The sequence below is a fragment of the Variovorax ginsengisoli genome (genome assembly GCF_030486595.1).
In the GTDB taxonomy this organism is placed as follows: Bacteria; Pseudomonadota; Gammaproteobacteria; order Burkholderiales; family Burkholderiaceae_C; genus Variovorax; species Variovorax ginsengisoli_B.
The window spans coordinates 40,462-61,445 of record NZ_JAUJZH010000004.1 but is presented as its reverse complement, the minus strand read 5'-3'; the positions used below and the strand labels follow the sequence as shown (position 1 = coordinate 61,445).

At 70.3% G+C, this 20,984-nt stretch carries 19 protein-coding genes; 5 read left to right on the top strand and 14 right to left on the bottom strand.

Annotation, left to right across the window (positions count from 1 at the left end; genetic code table 11):
* Positions 1-20: 20 nt before the first annotated feature.
* From QZH52_RS07080 to QZH52_RS07065, 4 genes are all read right to left on the bottom strand, one after another.
* Entirely contained in the window at positions 21-1,532 is a 1,512-nt protein-coding gene (locus QZH52_RS07080; protein ID WP_301805926.1) for a tripartite tricarboxylate transporter permease, read from the bottom strand.
* A gap of 13 nt (positions 1,533-1,545) precedes the next feature.
* Positions 1,546-2,034 carry a tripartite tricarboxylate transporter TctB family protein gene (locus QZH52_RS07075; RefSeq protein ID WP_286534232.1) on the bottom strand — a complete coding sequence of 163 codons (489 nt, stop codon included), beginning with the start codon at positions 2,032-2,034 and terminating at the stop codon, positions 1,546-1,548.
* Positions 2,035-2,189: 155 nt separating this feature from the next.
* Positions 2,190-2,600 carry an RNA-binding regulator gene (gene rbp, locus QZH52_RS07070; RefSeq protein WP_301805921.1) on the bottom strand — a complete coding sequence of 137 codons (411 nt, stop codon included), beginning with the start codon at positions 2,598-2,600 and terminating at the stop codon, positions 2,190-2,192.
* A 221-nt stretch (positions 2,601-2,821) separates the two neighbouring features.
* The gene (locus QZH52_RS07065) at positions 2,822-3,043 is read right to left on the bottom strand and encodes a DUF3820 family protein (RefSeq protein WP_301805918.1); all 222 of its coding nucleotides are present in this window, start codon (positions 3,041-3,043) and stop codon (positions 2,822-2,824) included.
* A gap of 74 nt (positions 3,044-3,117) precedes the next feature.
* Between QZH52_RS07065 and QZH52_RS07060 the strand changes: the two genes are divergently transcribed.
* Positions 3,118-4,344, top strand: coding sequence for a DEAD/DEAH box helicase (locus tag QZH52_RS07060; RefSeq protein ID WP_301805915.1), 1,227 nt, complete (start codon positions 3,118-3,120; stop codon positions 4,342-4,344).
* A gap of 239 nt (positions 4,345-4,583) precedes the next feature.
* On the opposite strand, the gene QZH52_RS07055 is transcribed toward QZH52_RS07060, so the two are convergent.
* Positions 4,584-5,762, bottom strand: a complete 1,179-nt coding sequence (locus QZH52_RS07055) for an acyl-CoA dehydrogenase family protein (RefSeq protein WP_301805913.1) — start codon at positions 5,760-5,762, stop codon at positions 4,584-4,586.
* A 77-nt stretch (positions 5,763-5,839) separates the two neighbouring features.
* Positions 5,840-6,841, bottom strand: a complete 1,002-nt coding sequence (locus tag QZH52_RS07050; protein WP_301805910.1) for an NAD-dependent epimerase/dehydratase family protein — start codon at positions 6,839-6,841, stop codon at positions 5,840-5,842.
* Between the two features lie 89 nt (positions 6,842-6,930).
* On the opposite strand from QZH52_RS07050, the gene QZH52_RS07045 reads away from it, so the two are divergent.
* The gene (locus tag QZH52_RS07045) at positions 6,931-7,824 is read left to right on the top strand and encodes a LysR family transcriptional regulator (protein WP_301805909.1); all 894 of its coding nucleotides are present in this window, start codon (positions 6,931-6,933) and stop codon (positions 7,822-7,824) included.
* 19 nt (positions 7,825-7,843) lie between these two features.
* On the opposite strand, the gene QZH52_RS07040 is transcribed toward QZH52_RS07045, so the two are convergent.
* From QZH52_RS07040 to QZH52_RS07025, 4 genes are all read right to left on the bottom strand, one after another.
* On the bottom strand, positions 7,844-9,481 hold the full coding sequence (locus QZH52_RS07040; RefSeq protein ID WP_301805907.1) for an NHL repeat-containing protein: 1,638 nt from the start codon (positions 9,479-9,481) through the stop codon (positions 7,844-7,846).
* 71 nt (positions 9,482-9,552) lie between these two features.
* Entirely contained in the window at positions 9,553-10,386 is an 834-nt protein-coding gene (locus QZH52_RS07035) for an ABC transporter permease (RefSeq protein ID WP_286534223.1), read from the bottom strand.
* Positions 10,387-11,331, bottom strand: coding sequence for an ATP-binding cassette domain-containing protein (locus tag QZH52_RS07030; RefSeq protein WP_286534222.1), 945 nt, complete (start codon positions 11,329-11,331; stop codon positions 10,387-10,389).
* Between the two features lie 16 nt (positions 11,332-11,347).
* Positions 11,348-12,238 carry a LysR family transcriptional regulator gene (locus QZH52_RS07025; RefSeq protein ID WP_301805895.1) on the bottom strand — a complete coding sequence of 297 codons (891 nt, stop codon included), beginning with the start codon at positions 12,236-12,238 and terminating at the stop codon, positions 11,348-11,350.
* 108 nt (positions 12,239-12,346) lie between these two features.
* Here QZH52_RS07025 and QZH52_RS07020 point away from each other — a divergent pair, with 108 nt between their 5' ends.
* On the top strand, positions 12,347-12,991 hold the full coding sequence (locus QZH52_RS07020; protein ID WP_301805892.1) for a glutathione S-transferase family protein: 645 nt from the start codon (positions 12,347-12,349) through the stop codon (positions 12,989-12,991).
* Positions 12,988-13,947, top strand: a complete 960-nt coding sequence (locus tag QZH52_RS07015; RefSeq protein ID WP_301805890.1) for a pyridoxamine 5'-phosphate oxidase family protein — start codon at positions 12,988-12,990, stop codon at positions 13,945-13,947. The genes QZH52_RS07020 and QZH52_RS07015 overlap by 4 nt, the downstream gene beginning before the upstream one ends.
* 3 nt (positions 13,948-13,950) lie before the next feature.
* Here the strand turns inward: QZH52_RS07015 and QZH52_RS07010 are convergent, their stop codons facing one another.
* The gene (locus QZH52_RS07010) at positions 13,951-15,102 is read right to left on the bottom strand and encodes a cytochrome P450 (RefSeq protein WP_301805887.1); all 1,152 of its coding nucleotides are present in this window, start codon (positions 15,100-15,102) and stop codon (positions 13,951-13,953) included.
* 21 nt (positions 15,103-15,123) lie between these two features.
* On the opposite strand from QZH52_RS07010, the gene QZH52_RS07005 reads away from it, so the two are divergent.
* Positions 15,124-15,849 (top strand): ArsR/SmtB family transcription factor, encoded by a 726-nt coding sequence (locus tag QZH52_RS07005; RefSeq protein WP_436411549.1) that lies wholly within the window; start codon positions 15,124-15,126, stop codon positions 15,847-15,849.
* 18 nt (positions 15,850-15,867) lie between these two features.
* Here the strand turns inward: QZH52_RS07005 and QZH52_RS07000 are convergent, their stop codons facing one another.
* Genes QZH52_RS07000 through QZH52_RS06990 form a run of 3 tightly spaced genes read right to left on the bottom strand, consistent with a single transcriptional unit; the run spans position 15,868 to position 20,851 of the window.
* Positions 15,868-17,385, bottom strand: a complete 1,518-nt coding sequence (locus tag QZH52_RS07000; protein WP_286522088.1) for an AMP nucleosidase — start codon at positions 17,383-17,385, stop codon at positions 15,868-15,870.
* Positions 17,386-17,399: 14 nt separating this feature from the next.
* Positions 17,400-18,755 (bottom strand): glutathione-disulfide reductase, encoded by a 1,356-nt coding sequence (gene gorA, locus QZH52_RS06995; RefSeq protein WP_301805876.1) that lies wholly within the window; start codon positions 18,753-18,755, stop codon positions 17,400-17,402.
* 53 nt (positions 18,756-18,808) lie between these two features.
* Positions 18,809-20,851, bottom strand: a complete 2,043-nt coding sequence (locus QZH52_RS06990; RefSeq protein WP_301805874.1) for a DUF6600 domain-containing protein — start codon at positions 20,849-20,851, stop codon at positions 18,809-18,811.
* Between the last annotated feature and the right edge of the window lie 133 nt (positions 20,852-20,984).

The following is a 20,984-nucleotide window of genomic DNA, read 5'->3' as shown; positions in this document are numbered from 1 at the left end:
GAGCCAACCTGGGGGAGAGCCTATTCCTCGACGAAGGCTTCCTCGCGCTTGGCCTTGATCGACGGCAGCAGCACGATCCCCAGCAGCAGGCAGGCCGCGACCAGCAAGCCGGCCGACAGGGGCCGGGTCACGAACACGGCCCAGCTGCCGCGCGACAGCAGCAGGGCGCGGCGCAGGTTCTCTTCCATCATCGGGCCCAGGATGAAGCCCAGCAGCAGCGGCGCCGGCTCGGTCCGCAGCTTGATGAAGAGATAGCCGATGAAGCCGAAGGCCGCCACCATCCAGATGTCGAAGGTGTTGTTGTTGGTCGAGTAGACGCCGATGGCACAGAACAGCACGATCGCCGGGAACAAGAACTTGTAGGGCACCGTCAGGAGCTTGATCCACATGCCGATCAGCGGCAGGTTCAGGACGATCAGCATCGCGTTGCCGATCCACATCGAGGCGATCAGGCCCCAGAACAGCTCGGGGTTGCTGGTCATGACCTGCGGACCCGGTTGGATGTTGTGGATCGTCATCGCGCCGACCATCAGCGCCATCACGGCGTTGGGCGGAATGCCCAAGGTCAGCAGCGGGATGAAGGAGGTCTGGGCGCCGGCGTTGTTGGCCGACTCGGGCGACGCGACGCCACGGATGTTGCCCTTGCCGAACGGCACTTCGCCGGGCCGCATGCGGATCTTCTTCTCGAGCGCGTAGGCCGCGAACGAAGCCAGCAGCGCGCCGCCGCCAGGCAGGATGCCCAGCGCCGAACCCAGTGCCGTGCCGCGCAGCACGGCCGGCGCCATTCGCTTGAAGTCATCCTTGGTCGGGAACAGTCCCTTGACCTCGGAGGTGAACACCTCGCGCTCTTCGTCCGGCTGCGACAGGTTGCCGATGATCTCGCCGTAGCCGAACACGCCCATGGCGATGACCACGAAGCCAATGCCGTCGGTCAGTTCGGGGATGTCGAAGCTGAAGCGCGCCACGCCCGAGTTGACGTCGGTGCCGACGATGCCGAGCAGGAGACCCAGTACGATCATCGCGACCGCCTTGAGGAGCGAGCCCGAGGCCAGCACCACGGCACCGATCAGACCCAGCACCATCAGCGAGAAGTACTCGGCCGGACCGAACTTGAAGGCCAGTTCGGTCAGCGGCGGCGCGAAGGCGGCCAGGATCAGCGTGCCGACGCAGCCGGCGAAGAAGGACCCGAGGCCGGCCGCCGCGAGCGCGGGGCCCGCGCGTCCCTGCCGCGCCATCTGGTAGCCGTCGATGCAGGTCACGACCGAGGACGATTCGCCCGGCAGGTTGACCAGGATGGCGGTGGTGGAGCCGCCGTACTGCGCGCCGTAGTAGATGCCGGCCAGCATGATCAGCGCCGACACCGGCGGCAGCGCGTAGGTGGCCGGCAGCAGCATCGCGATGGTGGCGACCGGTCCGATGCCCGGCAGCACGCCGATCAGCGTGCCGAGAATACAGCCGACCAGGCAGTACAGCAGGTTGGTGAAGGTGAAGGCGACGCCGAAGCCGATCGCGAGGTTGTGGAACAGTTCCATGGCGATGGTCTCCTCAGCCCGAAATGAAAGTGGGCCAGACCTGGATCTGCAACTTGAGCGCCCAGATGAACGCCACGTAGCTGCCTGCCGCCAGGATGGTCGAGAGAACCAGCACGTCGCGGAGCTTGAAGTGCTCGCCCGCGAGGCTGGAGATGATGGTGAGCGCGTAGATCGCGATGATCATGCCCATGGCCGGCACGCCGATGCTCGGCAGGCCGCCCAGCAGGACGCCGAAGGCGAGGTTGGCGAAGATCACGAAGAACAGCGGCTTCCAGGCCCATTTGCCGATCGGGTCGCCGTCGATGGTCTCCACCACCAGCGACTGGAACATCACGGCGGCGCCCAGCAGCGCCAGCAGGATGCCCAGCATCAGCGGGAAGTAGCCGGGCCCCATGCGGGCCCCGTCGCCAATGTTGTAGGTGGTGGCGCCGACGGCAAACGCCGCCCCTATCGCCGTGAACATGACCCCTGAATAGAAGTCAGCCTGACTCTTGATGCGCATTGTCTCGACCCTCGTTTGTGTGTCTTCGAGGGTCGTCGCCGGAGCCTGACGGTTGGCTGACCTGGGTGGTACGGACTTCCACGTAGCCAGTCTGGCGCCGCAACGAAAAAGGCTCCCGAAGGAGCCTTTTTGTTCAGCTGAAAGCCGAGGGGTGCTTAGTAGCCGCCGCGGCCACCGCCGCCGCCGCCGTAGCCGCCACCGCCGCTGCGGTTGCCGCCGCCGCCACCGCCGTAGCCGCCGCCACCGCCGCCGCCGCCGTAGCCACCGCCACCACCGCTGCGGCCACCGCCGCCGCCGAAGCCGCCGGGCGAACGGGGCTCCATCGGACGGGCTTCATTGACGGTCAGGCTGCGGCCGTCGAGAGCTTGGCCGTTCAGGCCTTCGATGGCTGCCAGCGCTTCCGCGTCGGTGCCCATTTCGACGAAGCCGAAGCCCTTGGAGCGACCGCTGTCGCGTTCCATCATGACCTTGGCGCTGGCGACCGAGCCGTACTGGCTGAAAGCCTGTTCGAGGTCGTTGTCGCGGATGGAGTAGGCGAGGTTGCCTACGTAGAGTTTCTTGCCCATGGAGGGACTCCTAATCAAACCAAAAAAACAAAGCGATGGAGTCCCAGAATCACAACAAACAAATGGCGCTGTGGCGCGAAACTGACCGATCACCGGTTCACGAATCCGGCATGGAATTGCCCGAAACGCTTCGGCATTGTCAGGCACAAAGGAACTTTTGGGTAAATTTCTTCTTGAAATTTCAGGCTATTTGATGATGCAACGCAAAAAAAGAGACGAATTCAACCCGGGGGACGGCGTCGCAGGGGGTTCAGGAGCGCTGTCAGGCCGTTGTGGTCGATCTCGTGCATCAGACCCAGCAGGCGGCCGATCTCGCCGGGCGGGAAGCCTTCGCGGGCGAACCACGTGAGGTAGTTGCCGGGCAGGTCGGCGATCAGGCGGCCCTTGTACTTGCCGAAGGGCATTTCGCGGCTCACGAGCTTTTCGAGGTCTTCCGGGTTCATGGTGGCTATGCTCCTCGATCTCCGCGGCAGTTGCCGCCCGTTCGTTCACAGGTCCCTCGCGGGGCCCTCCGCTCATGCCATTCCATTCGCTGGGACTCGATCCTTCCCTGGTGCGGGCCGCCACCGACAAGGGCTACCTCGCGCCCACGGCCATCCAGGTGGCGGCCATTCCGGCGATCCTGCAGGGCCGCGACCTGCTGGGCGCCGCCCGGACCGGATCCGGCAAGACGGCCGCATTTTCGCTGCCCCTGCTGCAGCGGCTCGCGGGCGCCGGGCGCCAGCAGCCGCGCAGGCTTCAGGCGCTGGTCCTGGTGCCGACCCGCGAGCTGGCGGCGCAGGTGGGCGAATCGATGCGCAGCCTGGCGCAGCAGCTGCCGGTGCCGATGCGCATCGCGGTGGCCTTCGGCGGTGTCTCGATCAATCCGCAGATGATGGCGCTGCGCGGCGGTGCCGACGTCATGATCGCCACGCCCGGGCGCCTGCTCGACCTGCTCGACCATCGCGCGCTGCGGCTGTCGTCGGTGTCGATGCTGGTGCTCGACGAGGCCGACCGGTTGTTCGACCTCGGCTTTGCCGAGGAACTCGGGCGCATCCTGGCGCTCTTGCCCGAGCGGCGCCAGAACCTGCTGTTCTCCGCCACCTTCCCGCCGGCGATCCAGTCGCTGGCCGAGCGCCTGCTGAGCGACCCGGTGCGCGTCGAAGCGCAGGACGATCCGGTCGGCGAGCCCGCCGCCATCCAGCAGCGGGCGATCGAGGTCGATGCCGGACGCCGCACCCAGCTGCTTCGCCAGCTGGTCAAGGGCAGCGGCTGGACGCGCGTGCTGGTCTTCGTCGCCACCAAGCATGGCGCCGAGATGGTGGCCGACAAGCTGCGCCGCGCCGGGGTCGAGGCCGAGCCCTTCCATGGCCTGCTGAGCCAGGGCAAGCGCACGCAGGTGCTGGCCGATTTCAAGGCCTCCCGGGTGCAGGTGGTGGTCGCCACTGACCTGGCGGCCCGCGGCATCGATGTCGCGCAGCTGCCGGTGGTGGTCAACTACGACCTGCCGCGCTCGGCGGTCGACTATGTGCACCGCATCGGCCGCACCGGCCGGGCCGGCGCGAGCGGCGTCGCGGTGAGCTTCGTGAGCGCGGCCACCGAAGCGCACTTCAGGCTGATCGAGAAGCGCCAGGGCCTCAACGTGCCGCGCGAGCGGGTGGTCGGCTTCGAGCCGGCCGAGGCGCCGCCGCCCGCGCCGGCGGATGCGGGCGGTGGCATCAAGGGCAAGCGGCCCAGCAAAAAGGACAAGTTGCGCGGGATGTAGCTCGCCCCCAGGTTGCCCGGCACTTCGTGTCCGGGCGCCCACCCCCTGCCGGGGGCGCAGTCAGCGGCCCGGCAAAGCCGGTTCCGCGACTGCTCACGAACAGGCGTGCGCTGCGCGCCGCCAAAGAACAAGCCATCGCGCCAGTATTCACCGGCCGGCGCAGCCAGGCCCGTCGGTGAAACACCGCGGAACTGGCTTCGCCAGGCCGCTGGTGTTGCCCCCGGTAGGGGGTGGGAGGTCTACACGCAGTGAGACCGACCTGGGGGCGAGCCACGTTTCGCGATCCCCATCGTCTTCGCGAGGATGCCCAGCATCACTTCGTCGGCACCGCCGCCGATCGAGGCCAGCCGGCCGTCGCGGTACAGGCGCGAGACCCGGTTGTCCCAGGTGAAGCCCATGCCGCCCCAGAACTGCAGGCAGGTGTCGGCCACCTCGCGCGTGAGCCGGCCGGTCTTGAGCTTGGCCATCGAGGCCAGCTCGGTCACGTCCTGGCCCTGCACATGCAGGTCGCAGGCCCGGTAGGTGAGGGCGCGCAGGGCCTCGACCTCGGTCTTGAGTTCGGCCAGCTTGAACTGCACCCACTGCTGGTCGGCCAGCGTGCCGCCGAAGAGCTTGCGCTGCTGGGCCCATTCGATGGTCTCGGCGATGCAGTCGTCGAGCGGCACCAGCGAGCTCGCCGCGCACCACAGGCGCTCTTCCTGGAACTGCTGCATCTGGTAGACGAAGCCCTGGCCCTCCTCGCCGATGCGATAGCGCTGCGGCACCCGCACCTCGTCGAAGTAGATCAGGCCGGTGTCGCTCGAATGCATGCCGATCTTGCGGATCTTCTGCGCCTTCTCGATGCCGGGGCTGTCCATGGGCACCATCACGAGCGACTTGTTGCGGTGCACCGGGCCGTCGCTGGTGTTGACCAGCATGCACATCCAGTCGGCCTGCAGGCTGTTGGTGATCCACATCTTCTGGCCGCTGATGAGGTAGTCGCCGCCGTCCTTGCGGGCATGGCTCTTGAGGCCGGCGACGTCGCTGCCGGCGCCCGGCTCGCTGACGCCGATGCAGCCGACGGTCTGGCCGGCGATGGCCGGCGCCAGGAATTCGCGGCGCAGCTCGTCGCTGCCGAAGCGCGCCAGCGCCGGGGTGCACATGTCGGTCTGCACGCCGATGGCCATCGGCACGCCGCCGCAGCGCACGTGGCCGAGCGCCTCGGCCAGCGCCATGGCGTAGGAATAGTCGAGGCCGGCGCCGCCGTAGGCCTCGGGCTTGTTGAGTCCGAGCAGGCCGAGCGCGCCGAGGCCGGCGAACACCTCGTGCGCCGGGAAGGCCTCTTCGGCCTCCCAGGCATCGACGTGCGGATTGATCCGCTCGTCGATGAAGCGGCGCATCGTCTTCTGGATCTCGAGGTGTTCGTGCGTGTAGTTCAAGTCCGGTCTCCGGTCGTGTCTGCGGTCATCGTCGGCCACTCTAGGACGAGGCGGCCGGCCGCGCTTGCGGCAAGTGGCTAGGGGTGTCCCGCCGCCAGCGCGCCGGCCCCGGGCGCCAGGCAGCCGAGGCCTTCCAGCGTGGCGCCGACCGCGGCGTCGAGCGCGGTGTGCGGCTCGCTGCCGAGCAGCGCCAGCAGCCGCGCGTTGTCCAGCCGCACCGGCTGCTGCCACAGGTAGCGCATTTCGCGCAGCTCGCGCAGCAGCGGCACGAAGGGCGACGCCAACGCCATCAGCCCCCACGGGAAGCGCCGCAGCGGCAGCCCGGGCCGGCCGCTGGCGCGGCGGATCGCGGCCTGCATCCGGGTGCCGTCGGCGTCCCAGTGGCCGCCCATGTGGAAGCTGTCGAAGGGCTGCAGCGCGGTTTCGCGCTCGACCAGCCGGGCGATGGTCTCGGCGACATCCGGCAGGTAGGCCCACTGGTGGCCGACGCCGGGTCGCGCCGGATCGCCGATCGCGGCCAGCGGCCGGCCGGGCTTGACCAGGCCCTGGGAGAACCAGTTGTTGCCGGCACGCGGGCCGAAGAAGTCGCCGGTCCGCACGATCAGCGTGCGCACGCCGCGGTCGGCCGCTGCACGCAGTCGCTGTTCCATCTGCACGCGGATCGCGCCCTTGCGGGTGCGCGGATGCTGCGGGGCGTCCTCGGCGATGAAGGGAAAGGCGTCGGGCCCGTAGTTGTAAACCGTGCCGGGCAGCACGATGCGCGCGCCCGAGGCTTCGGCCGCGCGGATCGTGCTGTCGATCATCGGCAGCACCAGCGAACCCCAGTTGCGGTAGCCGGGCGGGTTGACCGCATGGACGATCAGCGATGCGCCGTGGGCCGCGGCGATGACGCTGCCGGCGTCCATCGCGTCGCCAGCCACCCATTGCGGCCTCGCCGTGCCGGCGGGCCATTGCGCCGCCGCCCGGGCCGGGTCGCGCGCCAGCGCCCGCACCTGCCAGCCGCGCCGCAGCATCGCCGCCGCCGTTTCGCCGCCGATTCCGCCCGTCGCGCCGAGCACCAATGCCGTTGCTTGTTCCATGTCGATTCCTGGTGTTGAGGCATCGATTCTTGGCTGCGGCATCGTTAAGCACAATTGTCATAACGGTGCTATCGGCTAGTATGAAATGTATGAGCCTGAATCCATTGGACTGGGAGAGCCAGCGCGCCTTTCTCGCCGTGCTGCGGGGCGGGAGCCTGTCGGCGGCGGCGCGCGCGCTGGGGGTCGCGCAGCCGACGGTGCGGCGCCGGCTCGAGGCGCTGGAGCGCTCGATCGGCGTCGCCCTCTTCACCCGTTCGCCGGGCGGCCCGTCGCCGACCGACGCCGCGCGCGAACTCGGCGGCCACGCCGAGGCGATGGCCGCCGCGGCCGATGCCTTCGCGCGGGCCGCCTCGGCCGACACCGATGCCGTGCGCGGCACGGTGCGCATCACCGCCAGCGAGATGGTCGGCGTCGAGGTGCTGCCGGCGATGCTGGCCGGGCTGCGGGCGGCCCAGCCGGGGCTGGTGTTCGAGCTCAGCCTGACCAACCGCAATGAGGACCTGCTGCGCCAGGAGGCCGACATCGCGGTGCGCATGGTGCGCCCCACGCAGGCCGCGATGGTCGCCACGCGGGCCGGCGTCGTCGCGCTGGGCCTGTTCGCCAGCGCCGACTACCTGCGGCAGAACGGCACGCCGGCGAACCTGGACGACCTGGGCCGCTTTGCGCTGATCGGCCCGGACCGCGAGGTGGCCGACCTGCGTGCCCTGGGCGCACTGGGCTTGCGGCTGCCGCGGCCGAACTTCAGCTGCCGCACCGACAGCCACCTGGCCCAGCTGAGCGCGATCCGCGCCGGCCTCGGCATCGGCTTCTGCCAGAAGGCGATCGCGCGGCGCGACCCGGCGCTGGTCGCGGTGCTGCCGGAGGCCATCGACTTCGGCTTCGAGACCTGGATCACGATGCACGAGGACCTGCGCCGCATCCGGCGCGTGCGCGCCACCTTCGCGCACCTGGTGACGGCTTTCACCGCCTACTGCAGCGAATGACCTCCCGGCGGCGCGGACATCACCGCTGCGGCCGGATCCGGTACAGCGCGTTGTTGCGGTCGGCCGTCATGTAGATCGTGCCGTCGCTGCCGACCGCGACGCCGGTGGGCACGTAGGGCGGCGGCATGCCGGGGCCGGGCTCGAGGCCGATCGGCAGGTTGTCGGCCACGGTGCGGCGGCTGCCGCCGACCGGGTCGATCTCGACCAGGCGACGGGCCGCGGTCTCGGCCACGATGAAGCTGCCCCACGGGGTCTGCGCCACGCCTTCGGGCATCGCCAGCCCTTCGGCCACCGGTCGCAGCGGCGCACTGGCGTCGAGCGGGATGCGGGTCAGCTTGCCCGCGGCCTCGGTCACGTAGAGCGCGCCGTCGCGGCCGAGGATCATCTGCACCGGGCCGCCGAGGCCGCTGGCCAGCACCTGCCGGCTTTCGAACTTGGGGCCGCTGGCGCGGGTCACGCTGCCGGTCGCGATCTCGGCATAGATCACGCTGCCGTCGGCCATCGGGATCGCATCGACCGGGGCCTTCAGCCCGTGCAGCATGCCGGTGGTCTTGAGCGTCTTGCGGTCGACCAGCTGCACCGTGCCCGTGAACCAGGAGGTGAGCGCGAAGTGCGTGGCCGACAGGCCGACCGCGAACGGGTATTCAAGCTCTGGGTCGCGCTGCATGCGGAAGATGTCGCGCACCGCCCCGGTGGTGGCATCGACCTGGCGGAAGCCGAAGATGTCCGCCACCCAGAGGTCGTTGCCGTCGATCTTGAGGCCCGCCGGAACCGCCAGCTTGCCGCTGGTGAGCAGCCGCAGTTCGCCGGTCGCGGGGTTGAAGGCCTCGACCGAGTTGTCAGCCATGTTCGAGACGTAGATCGTGCCTTCGGGCGCGATCGCCAGGTTGTCGAGCGAGGGCTTGAGCTGCTTGGCGACCGTCTTGCGGCCGCTCGCGAGATCGACCCGCACCAGTTCGCCGCTGCGCGCGTCGACCACCCACAGGCTGCCCTTGCCGTCGAGGTTGGCGGCCGCCGGGATCTTGAAGCCGTCGGCGATCACGGTCATGGCGCCGTTGGCCGGATCGATCTTCACCACCTGGCCCTTGAACCACAGCGGGCCGTAGAGCATGCCGTCGGGCCCGACCTCGAAGCCGTTGAAGCCGCCCATGTCCTTCTTGATCAGGCGCGGCGGCTTCTGGCCGGCGGGGTCGATCTCCCAGAGGGCGTCGCCGAGGAACACCTGCGAGGCATAGAGTTTGCCGTTGCGGCGGTCGAAGTCGAGCGAGTTGAGGCCCGGCAGGTCCTTGGCGACCACGCGCATCGGCGCCGTGTCGCTGTCGCGCATGCGCAGCGCGCCCATGAGGTAGTTGGTCCAGGCCAGCTCGCCCTTGGGGCCGACCGCGATGTCGTCGGCCTGGCCCTCGGGGCCCTTGACCAGCACGCGGGCGGCGCCGCTCTGGCGGTCGACCTCCCACAGGGTGTTGCCGACCACCGAGCCGGCCAGCAGCCGGCCCTTGCCGTCGATCGCGAGGCCGTGCACGCCGGCGAAGGACGAGGGCGCGACGATCGCCTCGGGCGGTGCCCAGGCGGCGGGACGGGTCGGCGGCGCGGTGGTGGTGCAGGCGCCGAATGCGAGTGTGGCCGCCAGCAGGGCGCCGCTCAGGATGCGGTTCATGTCGTCTCCTCGTTGTGACCGGACCCTAACAGCGCAGGCCCGGTTTGCAGTCACGCATGAGACAAGCCGGGTCAGGCCCTGAAGCGCTTTCGGGTCAATCCCAGGGCGACCCAGTAGGCGGCCACCGTGTAGGCCACCAGCACCAGCGCATGCAGCCACCAGTCGGCCGGCCACTGGTCCATGAAGAGCGGCCGCACCAGCGCCACCGCATTGGAGAGCGGCAGCCAGGCGGCGACCGCGCGCACCACGCCCGGCAGCTGCTCGAGCGGAAAGAAGACGCCCGACAGGAACATCATCGGCGTCATGAACAAGGTGAAGTAGTAGGTGAAGAAGTCGTAGCCCTTGGCCAGCGCATTGAAGATCAGCGCGATGCACGAGAAGGTGATGCCGACCCCGACCAGCACGAACCAGGCGACCACCAGCTTCGGGCTGTGGCTGATGCCCAGCGCCAGCATCACGAGCATGATCGCGGTGGTGGTGAAGATCGCCTTGAAGCCGGCCCACAGCATCTCGGCCAGCACCACGTCGTCGAGCCCGACCGGCGCGTTCATGATGCCGTCCCAGGTCTTTTGCACGTGCATGCGCGAAAAGGCCGAGTAGAGCGCCTCGAACGAGGCCGCGTTCATCGCGCTCATGCAGACCGAGCCGCTGGCCAGGAACAGGATGTACGGCACGGCGGTGCCGCCGACCTGCACCTCGCCGACCAGCGCGCCCATGCCGTAGCCGAAGGCCACCAGCCAGATCAGCGGCTCGGCGATGTTGCCGATCAGGCTCGGGATCGCCAGCTTGCGCCACACCAGCAGGTTGCGAAGGAACACCGGCCACCAGCGCATCGAGAGTTCGGGCGGGCGCCAGACCGAAGGCGCCGCGGGCACCGAGGAAGTGGACATTGCGTTCGAGCTCATCTAGCCGTCTTCGCGAATTTGCCGGCCGGTGAGCTTGAGGAACAGGTCCTCGAGATTGGCCGGCCGGTGGAAGGTGCGCAGGCCGCTGCGGTCGCCCAGGGCCGCCATCAGCCCGCGCGCATCCTGGGTGTAGAAGAACACGGTCTCGCCGCTGACCTCGACCCGGGCCGCGAAGTCCTTCAGCGGCGACTGCGCGAGTTCGAGCGCGCCGTCGCCGTACAACTCGACCACGTCGGGTTCGAGGTGCTCGGCGATCAGGTCGCGCGGGCGCCCTTCGGCGATCTTGCGGCCATGGTCGAGCACCAGCAGCCGCGAGCACAGGCGCTCGGCCTCGTCCATGAAGTGGGTCGTCAGCAGGATCGACTTGCCCTGCTGCAGCAGCACCTGCAGCCGCTCCCACATCAGGTGCCGCGCCTGCGGGTCGAGCCCGGTGGTGGGCTCGTCGAGCATCAGCAGCTTCGGATCGTTGACCAGCGCGCGCGCCAGCGACAGCCGCCTGCGCATGCCGCCCGAGAGCTCGCCCGGCTTGGCATCGGCCTTGTGCGAGAGCGCGGCGAACTCGAGCAGTTGCGGGATGCGCGGCGCGATCTCGCGCCGGCGCATGCCGAAGTAGCGCGCGTAGACCATCAGGTTCTCGGCGCAGCTGAAGTCGGGGTCGAGCGTGTCGAACTGGCTCACCACGCCCAGCTGCGCCTTGATGGCGCGCGCATCGCGCGGCATCGACAGGCCGCCGAGTGCCTCGATGCTGCCTTCGTCGGGCGCCGTGAGCCCGAGGCACATGCGGATGGTGGTGGTCTTGCCGGCGCCGTTGGGGCCGATCACGCCGAGGCATTCGCCCGGTGCGATCTCGAACGAGAGGTCGTCCACCACGGTGGCGGTGCCGTAGCGCTTGCGAAGGTGGCGGGCTTGGAAGAGGGGATGCGGCACGGCGGCATTGTGTCGCATGCGCCGCCGGGCCGGGTCAGAGCGCCAGGCCGTCGAACTCGGCCTTCATCCAGTCGATGAAGGCACGCGTGCGCGCGGGCAGCAGCCGGGCGTGCGGGTAGATCACGCTCACCGGCCGCGGCGGCGCCTCGAAGCCCTCGAGCAGGATCTCGAGCCGGCCCTCGGCCACCAGGGGCAGCACCTGGTAGGACAGGAACATGCCGCAGCCCAGGCCCGCGGCGCAGGTCTCGATCGCCGGTGCGATGTGGTTGAACTCGATGTTGCCCTTGACCGCCACCGGCAGCGGCCGGCCGTTCTCGCGGAACATCCATTGCCCGGACGAGTTCGGCACCACGCACACGCAGTTGGCGCGCGCCAGATCGCGCGGATGCGCGGGGCGGCCGTTGGCGCGCAGCCAGTCCGGGCTCGCGACCACCACGCGGCGGATGCTGCCGAGCTGCTGGGCGACCAGCGAGGAGTCTTCCAGTGCGCTGATGCGGATGCCGACATCGACGCCCTCCTCGAGCAGGTTGACCGGGCGATCGTGCAGCAGCACGCTGCAGCGCATGCGCGCATGGCGCTGCAGGAAGCGCACGATGGCCGGCGCCACGTACATGTGGCCGAACAGCACCGGCGCCGTGACCGTGAGATGGCCGGCGGGCTCGGAAGCGTCGAGCGTGAGCGCGCGGTCGGCGGCGTCGGCGGCGGCCAGCACCTCGCGCGCACTGTGCAGGTAGCTGCGGCCCTCCTCGGTCAGCGAGATGCGGCGCGTGGTGCGGTGGAACAGGCGCACGCCCAGGTGCGTTTCGAGGGCGGCCAGCGCGCGCACCACCGCCGGCAGCGAGCTGCCCAGCGCATCCGCGGCCCGGGTCAGGCTGCCTTGGTCGGCAATCTGCACGAAGGTCTGCATGGCTTTCAGGCGGTCCATGGGCCGATTAAACCGGAAAACGCAGCAGTCAAATGCAGGTGAGGCCATTACTTCGTGAGGGGGAACAAACAAGAATGGCGGCATCCCCCACCCATCCAGGAGAAGCCCATGACCGCACCCCGTCCCGCCGCACCCATCAAGGTCCACAGTTCGCCGATTTCCGGCCATTCGCACCGGGTCCGGCTGTTCCTTTCGCTGCTCGGCCTGCCATTCGAGACCGTCGAAGTCAATCTGGGGGCGGGCGAGCACAAGCGTCCCGACTTCCTGGAGCGCAACGCCTTCGGCCAGGTGCCGGTGATCGAGGACGGCGAGGTGACCGTGTGCGACTCGAACGCGATCATGGTGTACCTCAACGAGCGCTATGCGGACGACCCGGCGCGCTGGTATCCGCGCGATCCGCTCGGCGCGGCGCTCGTTCAGCGCTGGCTGTCGGTGGCCGCCGGCCAGCTCGCGGCCGGTCCGGCGGTGGCCCGGGTGATCGTGCTGTTCGGCCTGGCGCGGGACCCAGCCGAGGTGATTGCGCGTTCGCACGATTTGTTGCGCGTGATGGAGGGCGAGCTGTCGCGGCGTCCGTTCCTCGCCGGAGAGTCCGTCACCCTGGCCGACATCGCCAACTACACCTACGTGGCCCATGCGCCGGAAGGCAATGTGTCGCTCGAGGCCTATCCGCAGGTGCGCGCCTGGCTGGCGCGGATCGAGGCACTGCCGGGCTTCGTGCCGATGGCGGCCTCGCGCATCGGGCTGGTGGCATGAACGCGACCGCGACCCCCTGGCACGAGGGCGAACGCGCGATGCAGACGCTCGCCGGCGTGCGCGAGCGGATGGAGGCCTTCGGCGTGCGCGTGCTGCGCGACCACATGCCCGACCAGCACCGGGACTTCTTCGCCCAGCTGCCGTTCCTGGTCGTCGGCAGCCTGGATGCCGCTTCGCAGCCGTGGGCCAGCGTGCTGGCGGCGCCGCCGGGCTTCGCCCATTCGCCCGATCCGCGGCGCTTGCGCATCGACGCCTTGCCCGCGGAAGGCGATCCGCTGGCGCAGGCCCTGGCGCCCGACGCGCCGATCGGCCTGCTCGGCATCGAGCCGCACACGCGCCGGCGCAATCGCATGAACGGCGTGGTGGCGAGCGTCGATGGCGCCGGCTTCTCGGTCGACGTGCAGCAGAGCTTCGGCAACTGCCCCAAGTACATCCAGGCGCGCGAGCCGGTCTTCGTCGAAGGCGCGCCGGCGGCCGCGGCGCCGCAGTGGACCGACCGCCTCGATGCCGCGGCGCGGCGGCTGATCGGCCAGGCCGACACCTTCTTCATCGCGACGGCACATCCGTCGGCCGGACGGGGCGGCGCGGCGCAGGGGGTGGACGTCTCGCACCGGGGTGGCCGGCCGGGCTTCGTGCAGGTGAGCGGGGAAGGCACGCTGACCGCGCCCGACTTTGTCGGCAACGCGTTCTTCAACACGCTCGGCAACATCGCGGTGAATCCGCGCGCCGGGTTGTTGTTCATCGACTTCGAACGCGGCGACTTGCTGCAGCTCGCGGTCAGGGCGGAAGTGCTCTGGGACGGGCCGGAGCTGGCCGCCTTCGCGGGTGCCGAGCGCCTGCTGCGGATGCAGGTGGTGTCGGTGCTGCACCGGCCGGGCGCATTGCCGCTGCGCTGGGGCCGGCCCGCGCTGTCGCCCTTTCTCGCCGCCACCGGGCGCTGGCCGGATGCCGCATGAAGTTCAGTGAAAGACCGGGATCCGCGCGTTGACCGACGGGCGGTAGTGCCAGCCGCGCCGCAGCAGCGCATCGGTGTCGAGCCCCTCGGCCAGCAGCGCCTGGAGGCCGGCGGCCGCGAGGGTGCCGGCCAGCGCCTGCCCCGGGCAGGCATGGCGGCCGTGGCCGAAACCCAGGCAGCGCCGGTCGGTCCGCATCAGTTCGAAAGTCGCGGGGGCGGGGTTGAGCGCCGGGTCCCTGTTGGCGGCCGCCAGCACCAGCAGCACCGCGTCGCCCGGCGCCAGCGCCTGGCCGGCGACCGTGGTCGGCAAGGCGACGAAGCGCCGCGTGTTGTGGACCGCGGGGTCGTGCCGCGCGACTTCCGCCACCAACAGGGGCATCAGCGTCAACCGGTCGCCAATCTTCCGGCGCAGGCCCGGTTCCCGCGCCAGCGCGGCGAGGCCGTTGCCCAGCAACCCGGCCGTGGCCTCGCAGGTCTGCGACAGCAGGCCCACCAGGTTGGCGCGCAGCGCCCGCGACAGGGGCGCCGGTGCGTCGGCCTGAACGGTGGCGAGCAGGCTGCCGCGGCGGGCCGGCCGGGCAGCGACCAGCCCTTCGAAGCGGTCCATGAGCCGGGCCGCGGCGGCGCTCGCCGACGCCAGCTGGCCGTCGGTCGACAGGGGCGAGAGACAGGCGACGAAGTCGCGGGTCCATCGCGCGACCTGCGGCAGTTCGCCATCGGCGAAGCCGAGCAGGTGCGCGACCGCGCTGACCGGCAGCGCGAAGGCCCGGTCGGCCAGCGTCATGGCGGGCATCGCTGCGGCGACGCGCAGCGTGGCGGCATGCGCCGCTTCGAGGTCGACGCCCGCGAGCGCGCGCTGCAGCAGCGGCTTGTGGTCTGCGTGCAGCGCGCCGTCGTTCATGCGGACCAGCAGGCCGAACAACTCGCCGGCCGGGGTGCCCGCGATGGCGCGTGGCACCGCCTCGGCCGCCGGCCGCACGCGCAGCGCATCGTTGGCGAAGATCTCGCGCAGCACCTCGGCGCGGCTGGCGATCCAGAGCTTCAGCCTCGGATCGAAGACCAGCGCCGGCCCGCTGCGCAGGCCGGCATACCAGGGGTAGGGGTTGCCGTGGGTGACGGCGGCGATCGCGTCGCTGGGCGGGGCCATGGAGTTCATGCCCCGCAGTCTGGACTTTTCATGCCGACACGCTTCGTCTACGATCGAAATATGGATGCCGCCTCCACCGCCGATTCCCATCTCTCGCGCCTGGCGAGCGCGATCGCCGAGCCCGCGCGCTCGCGCATGCTGTGCTGCCTCATGGACGGCCATGCCCGCACCGCGACCGAACTGGCCGCCGTCGCCGAGGTCGCGGCGTCCACGGCCAGCGCGCACCTGGCGCGCCTCAAGGAGCAGCGGCTGGTCCATGCGGTGGCGCAGGGCAAGCACCGCTATTTCCGGCTCGCGGGTCCCGAGGTGGCCGCTGCGCTGGAGGGCCTGCTGGTGGTGGCCGGCGCGCCGCGCGGCGAGTTCCGCCCGACCACACCCAACCGGCTGCGCGCCGCGCGCACCTGCTACGACCACATGGCCGGCAGCGCAGGGGTGGCGCTGCACGACAGCCTGCATGCCCAGGACTGGCTGCGGGCGACCTCGGAGGGCGGCGACTACGTGCTCACGCCGGCGGGTGCGATGGCGCTCGAGAGCCTGGGCCTGGACGTGGCGCAGGCCCGCTCCGCCCGGCGCCGCTTCGCCTGTGCCTGCCTCGACTGGAGCGAGCGCCGGCCCCACCTGGGCGGTGCGCTGGGGGCGGCCTGCCTGCAGCTGTCGCTGCGCCGCGGCTGGGTGCGGCAAGATCTCGATGGCCGGGCGCTGGCCCTGACGCCCAAGGCCGCGCGCGAGATGCCGGAGCTGTTCGGGCTGGCCTGAGCGTCCGGCCCCGTCGGCCTACTGAAAAGCCACTTCGGCGAAGCTGCGCAGCTTGCGGCTGTGCAGCCGGCTCGAGCCTTCCTGGCGCAGGATGTCGATCGCCGCCATGCCGATGCGCAAGTGCTGCTCGACCCGTTCGCGGTAGAACTGGTTGGCCATGCCCGGCAGCTTGATCTCGCCGTGCAGCGGCTTGTCGCTGACGCACAGCAGCGTGCCGTAGGGCACCCGGAAGCGAAAGCCGTTGGCCGCGATGGTGGCGCTTTCCATGTCGAGCGCGACGGCCCGGCTCTGGCTGAAGCGCCGCTGCGGCTGGTTGCCCGGCAGCAGCTCCCAGTTGCGGTTGTCGGTGCTGGCCACGGTGCCGGTGCGCATGATCTTCTTGAGCTCGGTGCCCTGGGTGCCGGTGACCTCGGCCACCGCCTTCTCGAGCGCCAGCTGGATCTCGGACAGCGCCGGGATCGGCACCCACAGCGGCAGTTCCTCGTCGAGCACGTGGTCCTCGCGCACATAGGCATGCGCGAGCACGTAGTCGCCGAGCTGCTGCCCCTGGCGCAGGCCGGCGCAGTGGCCGAGCATGACCCAGGCGTGCGGCCGCAACACCGCCACGTGGTCGGTGATGGTCTTGGCGTTGGCCGGGCCGACGCCGATGTTCACCATGCTGATGCCGGTGCAGTCCTCGCGCACCAGGTGGTAGCCGGGCATCTGCGGCAGGCGCGGCGGCGGCGTGCCCTGCGAGCCGTCGAGCAGCTCGCCATACATCGAGCTCGAACCCGCCGCCAGCCCGCGGCGCCGCGTGATGACGTTGCCCGGCTCGATGAAGGCGATGTATTCGCTGTTCTCGTCGGTCATCGCCTCGTGGCCGAGGCGCACGAACTCGTCGATGTAGAACTGGTAGTTGGTGAACAGCACGAAGTTCTGGAACCACTCGGGCGCCGTGCCGCTGTAGTGGCGCAGCCGGTGCAGCGAGTAGTCGACCCGCGCCGCCGTGAAGAGCGACAGCGGCTGCGCCTCGCCGGCCTTGGCCTCGTAGGTGCCGTTGGCGATGCCGTCGTCCATCGCGCCGAGGTCGGGGAGGTCGAACACGTCGCGCATCAGCGCCCGCCGCTCGGCGCTCATGGTGCCCTCGATGTGGTCGTTCTCGGCGAAGGAGAAATGGATCGGGATCGGCTGCGTGCTGGTGCCGATCTCGAGTTCGACCTGGTGGTTCTCGAGCAGCAGGCGGAACTGGTCGCGGTAGTAGCGCGAGAACAGGTCGGGCCGGGTCAGCGTGGTCTCGAAGCGGCCGGGCCCGGAGACGAAGCCGTAGCTCAGCCCGGCATTGGCGGCCGGCGTGCGGCGCGAGACCGTATGGGTGTGGACCCGCACGAAGGGGTAGCAGGCCCGCACCCGGCCCGGCAGGCTCTCGCCGGCCACGAAGCGCAGCATCGCATCGCGCAGGTGCTGCAGGCCGCCGTTGTAGATCAGTCGGACTTGCGCCAGGGCGGCATCGGGATCGGTGAAGCGGGCGGGCGCGATGAAGGCGGGCATGTAGGGCATGAAGCCATTGTGGCTCAGCCCGGCATCGGTTCGCGCATCGTCACGAACTCCTCGGCCACCGTCGGATGGATGCCGATGGTGCTGTCGAACATCGCCTTGGTGGCGCCCGCGCGCATGGCGACCGCGAAGCCCTGCACGATCTCGCCGGCGTCGGGGCCGACCATGTGCAGGCCGACCACGCGGTCGCTGGCCTTGTCGACGATCAGCTTCATGAAGGTGCGCTCGGCGCTGCCGGAGAGCGTGTGGCGCAGCGCGCGGAATTCGCTCGAGTACAGCGTGACCGCGCCGAACCTGGCGCGCGCGGCGGCCTCCGTGTAGCCGCAGGTGCCGATGTTCGGATGGGTGAAGACGGCGGTCGGCGTGTAGTCGTAGTCGAGCCGGCGCTTGCCGGTGCCGAACAGCGTGTCGACCACGGCCATCGCCTCGGCCAGTGCCACCGGCGTGAGCTGCTGCCGGGTCGAGACGTCGCCCACGGCGTAGACCGAGGGCACCGAGCTGCGGTAGCGCGCATCGACCTCGACCCGGCCCTGGGCGTCGAGCACGATGCCGGCCGCCTCGAGGCCCATGCCCTGGGTGTTCGGAACCCGGCCGGTCGCGAACAGGATGGCGTCGGCCTCGACCCGCTGGCCGCGCGACAAGATCGCGCAGAGGCCGCTGTCGAGGCGGCGGATCGAGGCGATCTCGGCGTTGAAGCGGATGTCGACGCCGGCGCGGCGCATTTCCTTGGCCAGGAATTCGCGGATGTCCTCGTCGAAATCGCTCAGCAGGTGCGCACTGCGCTGCAACTGGACCACCTCGGCGCCGAGGCCGTTGAAGATCGACGCGAACTCGCAGGCGATGTAGCCGCCGCCGACCACCAGCAGCCGCTTCGGGAAGGGGTCGAGGTCGAACATCGCATCGGAGACGACCACGTGCTCGCGGCCGGGAAGGTCGGGCACGAAGGGCATGCCGCCGGTCGCGATCAGCACGTGCTGGGCCGTGAAGCGGCGCTCGCCGACCTGGACCGTATGGGCATCCGCCAGTTGCGCCCAGCCCTGGACCAGGGTCGCGCCGGCGCCTTCGAGCAGGCTGCGGTAGACCTCGTTGAGGCGCTGGATCTCGCGCGCCCGGTTGCTTTTCAGGCGGTTCCAGTCGAAGCGCGGTTCGCCCAGGTCCCAGCCGAAGCCGGTCGCCTCCTCGAAGGCCTCGGCGTAGCCGGCGGCGTAGCTGTAGAGCTTCTTGGGAATGCAGCCGACGTTGACGCAGGTGCCGCCCAGTTCCGCGCATTCGGCCAGCGCCACGCGAGCACCGCGCTGGGCGGCCATGCGGGCGGCGCGCACGCCGCCGCTGCCGCCGCCGATGACGAACAGGTCGAAGTCGAATGTGCGCATGGGAACTCCTTCGCGCCGACTGTAGCCGGCGCGGGGCGTTCCTGCTGCGCGGGCTACGGGCGGTCCGGCTGTGGCTGTTGCTGGCCCGGAACGCCGCTGCGCTGCGGGCCGCGCGGCTCGCCAGGTCCCCGGGGCTGCTGCTGCATCTGCTGGGCGCGCTGCTGCACTTCCTGCGCCTGGCGCATCGCGTTGGCCTGTTGCGCCTGCTGGGCTTGCAGCATCTGCTGTTGCGCCTGCATCTGCTGCTGCTGCGCGCGCTGGGCCTGCATCTGCTGCATCGCCTGCAGCTGCTGGGCCTGCGCCTGGGCCGCGCGTTGCTGCGCTTCCTGCTGCAGGTGCATGGCCTGCTGTTGAGCCTGTGCCTGTGCCTGTGCCTGGACTGCTCGCTGCTGGGCTTCGATCTGCTGCCGTTGCGCCTGTTGCGCCTGCTGCATCTGCAGGGCCTGCTGCTGTTGCAACTGCTGGGCCTGCTGCAGGCGCTGTGCCTGCAGTTGTTGTTGCTGTTGGGCCTGTGCCTGGGCCTGCGCCTGCGCCTGGGCGGCACGCTGCTGGGCTTCGATCTGCTGTCGTTGCGCCTGCTGCGCCTGCTGCTGTTGCAGTTGCTGTGCCTGCTGCATCTGCTGCGCCTGCACCTGTGCCTGCGCCGCGCGCTGCTGTTGTTGCTGCTGAAGCTGCGGAGCCTGCTGGAACTGCGGCGTCTGCTGCATCTGTTGTGCCTGCTGCAATTGCTGGAACTGCCGCAGTTGCAGCGCGGCCTGCGGCGGCGGCGGCGTGGCCGGGCGGCCGAAACCGCCATGGCCCCGGTCGCCCGTCGGCACCGGCGCGCCCATGCCGACCGGCACCCCCGTCAGCTGTGCGGGCGGCAGCCGGACCATGTCGCGCCGGCCGATCGGACCGCGACCGAAGGCGTCGGTGGGGACCACCGTGACGGCGCCGGGCAGCTGCTGGTTGGCGAAGCCGCCATTGCGCGCCGCCAGCTGCCGCTGGAAGGCGGCCCGGTTGGCCTCGTCGACATAGCGCTGGCTGGCGCGGTAGCCTGGTCGCCAGGGCTCGCCGGGCGCCAGCGGGAACCAGCCGACGCCGTGCCGGCCGTTGCCGATCGCGAGGTTGGCGCCGGCGGCACCGCCGACGAAGCCGACCAGCGCCGGCGCGTAGATCGGGCGCGCCTGCCGCGGCCCGGGCACCCAGCCCCAGCGCGGACCGATGCGCGCCCAGCGTCCGTAGTGGGCGGGCGCGAAGCCCCAGGGCGCAGCATCGATCCAGGTCCAGCCCCAGGGCGCCACCTCGACCCATTGGCCGTCGCGGTAGGGCGCCCAGTCGGCATCGACGTTGCGCGGATACCAGACGCTGCCGTAGCCCGGGTCGTTCTGCCAGTCGCCATAGGCGTCGAGCTGCTGGTAACCGACCACGTCGCGCGAGACGTAGCGCGCCGAGATCGACTGGTCCTCGATCCGGTCCCGCTCGGCCACCCAGCGATCGAAGCCGGTGCCGGCGCGCACCGGTGCGCCGCTCACGGCCTCGAGGTTGCGCCCCGCGGTGGTGAGTTGCTGCTGGGCGCCGAGGGCGACCGACTCGCCGCCTTCGCCGAACAGCGTCACCTGGCCGGCGGCCACGGCAACCCGGGTGGTGCCGGCTGCCGGATCGGTCTCGATGCGGTAGTCGCCCGGGCTGTCGATCACCATGGCGAGGTTCGCGGTGTCGACCTCGATGCGCTGGCCCGCCAGATCCTCGCGCACCCGCAGCTGCAGCCTGCCCTGGGCGGCGGTGATGCGGGCGGTGACGTCGTCGAGCTCGGACAGCGTGATGGCGGTCTGCTCGTCGAGGCGCAGCGCCGTGGCGCCCAGCGACAGCTCGGCGCGCGCATTGCGGTCGGTCCAGAGGCGGTCCCCGGTGGTGACCGGGCGATTCGGGCCCAGCTCGAACCAGTCGTCGGCGCCGGCCGGCGAGAAGCTCACCGTGCCCTGCTGGTCGTTGAGGCGGCCGACCCGGCCGGGCGGGTCTGGCTGCGCCAGCGCCGGCAGCCCGGCCAGCAGCAACGCCAGGGCGAGCAGCCAGCGGGCCGCGCGGCCGGAAAGGAGGGGGGTGCGGTGCATCATCGAGGGCTTTCTTTCGTCTCTTTGCACTTAACGCACTACAGCGGATGCGCGACGGCATCCGCTTTGCAAAGCAAGGAAATATTTCGCCCCTGAAGGCAACCACGTGTAAGCCGAGCTTGCGCCCGGCTGCAGG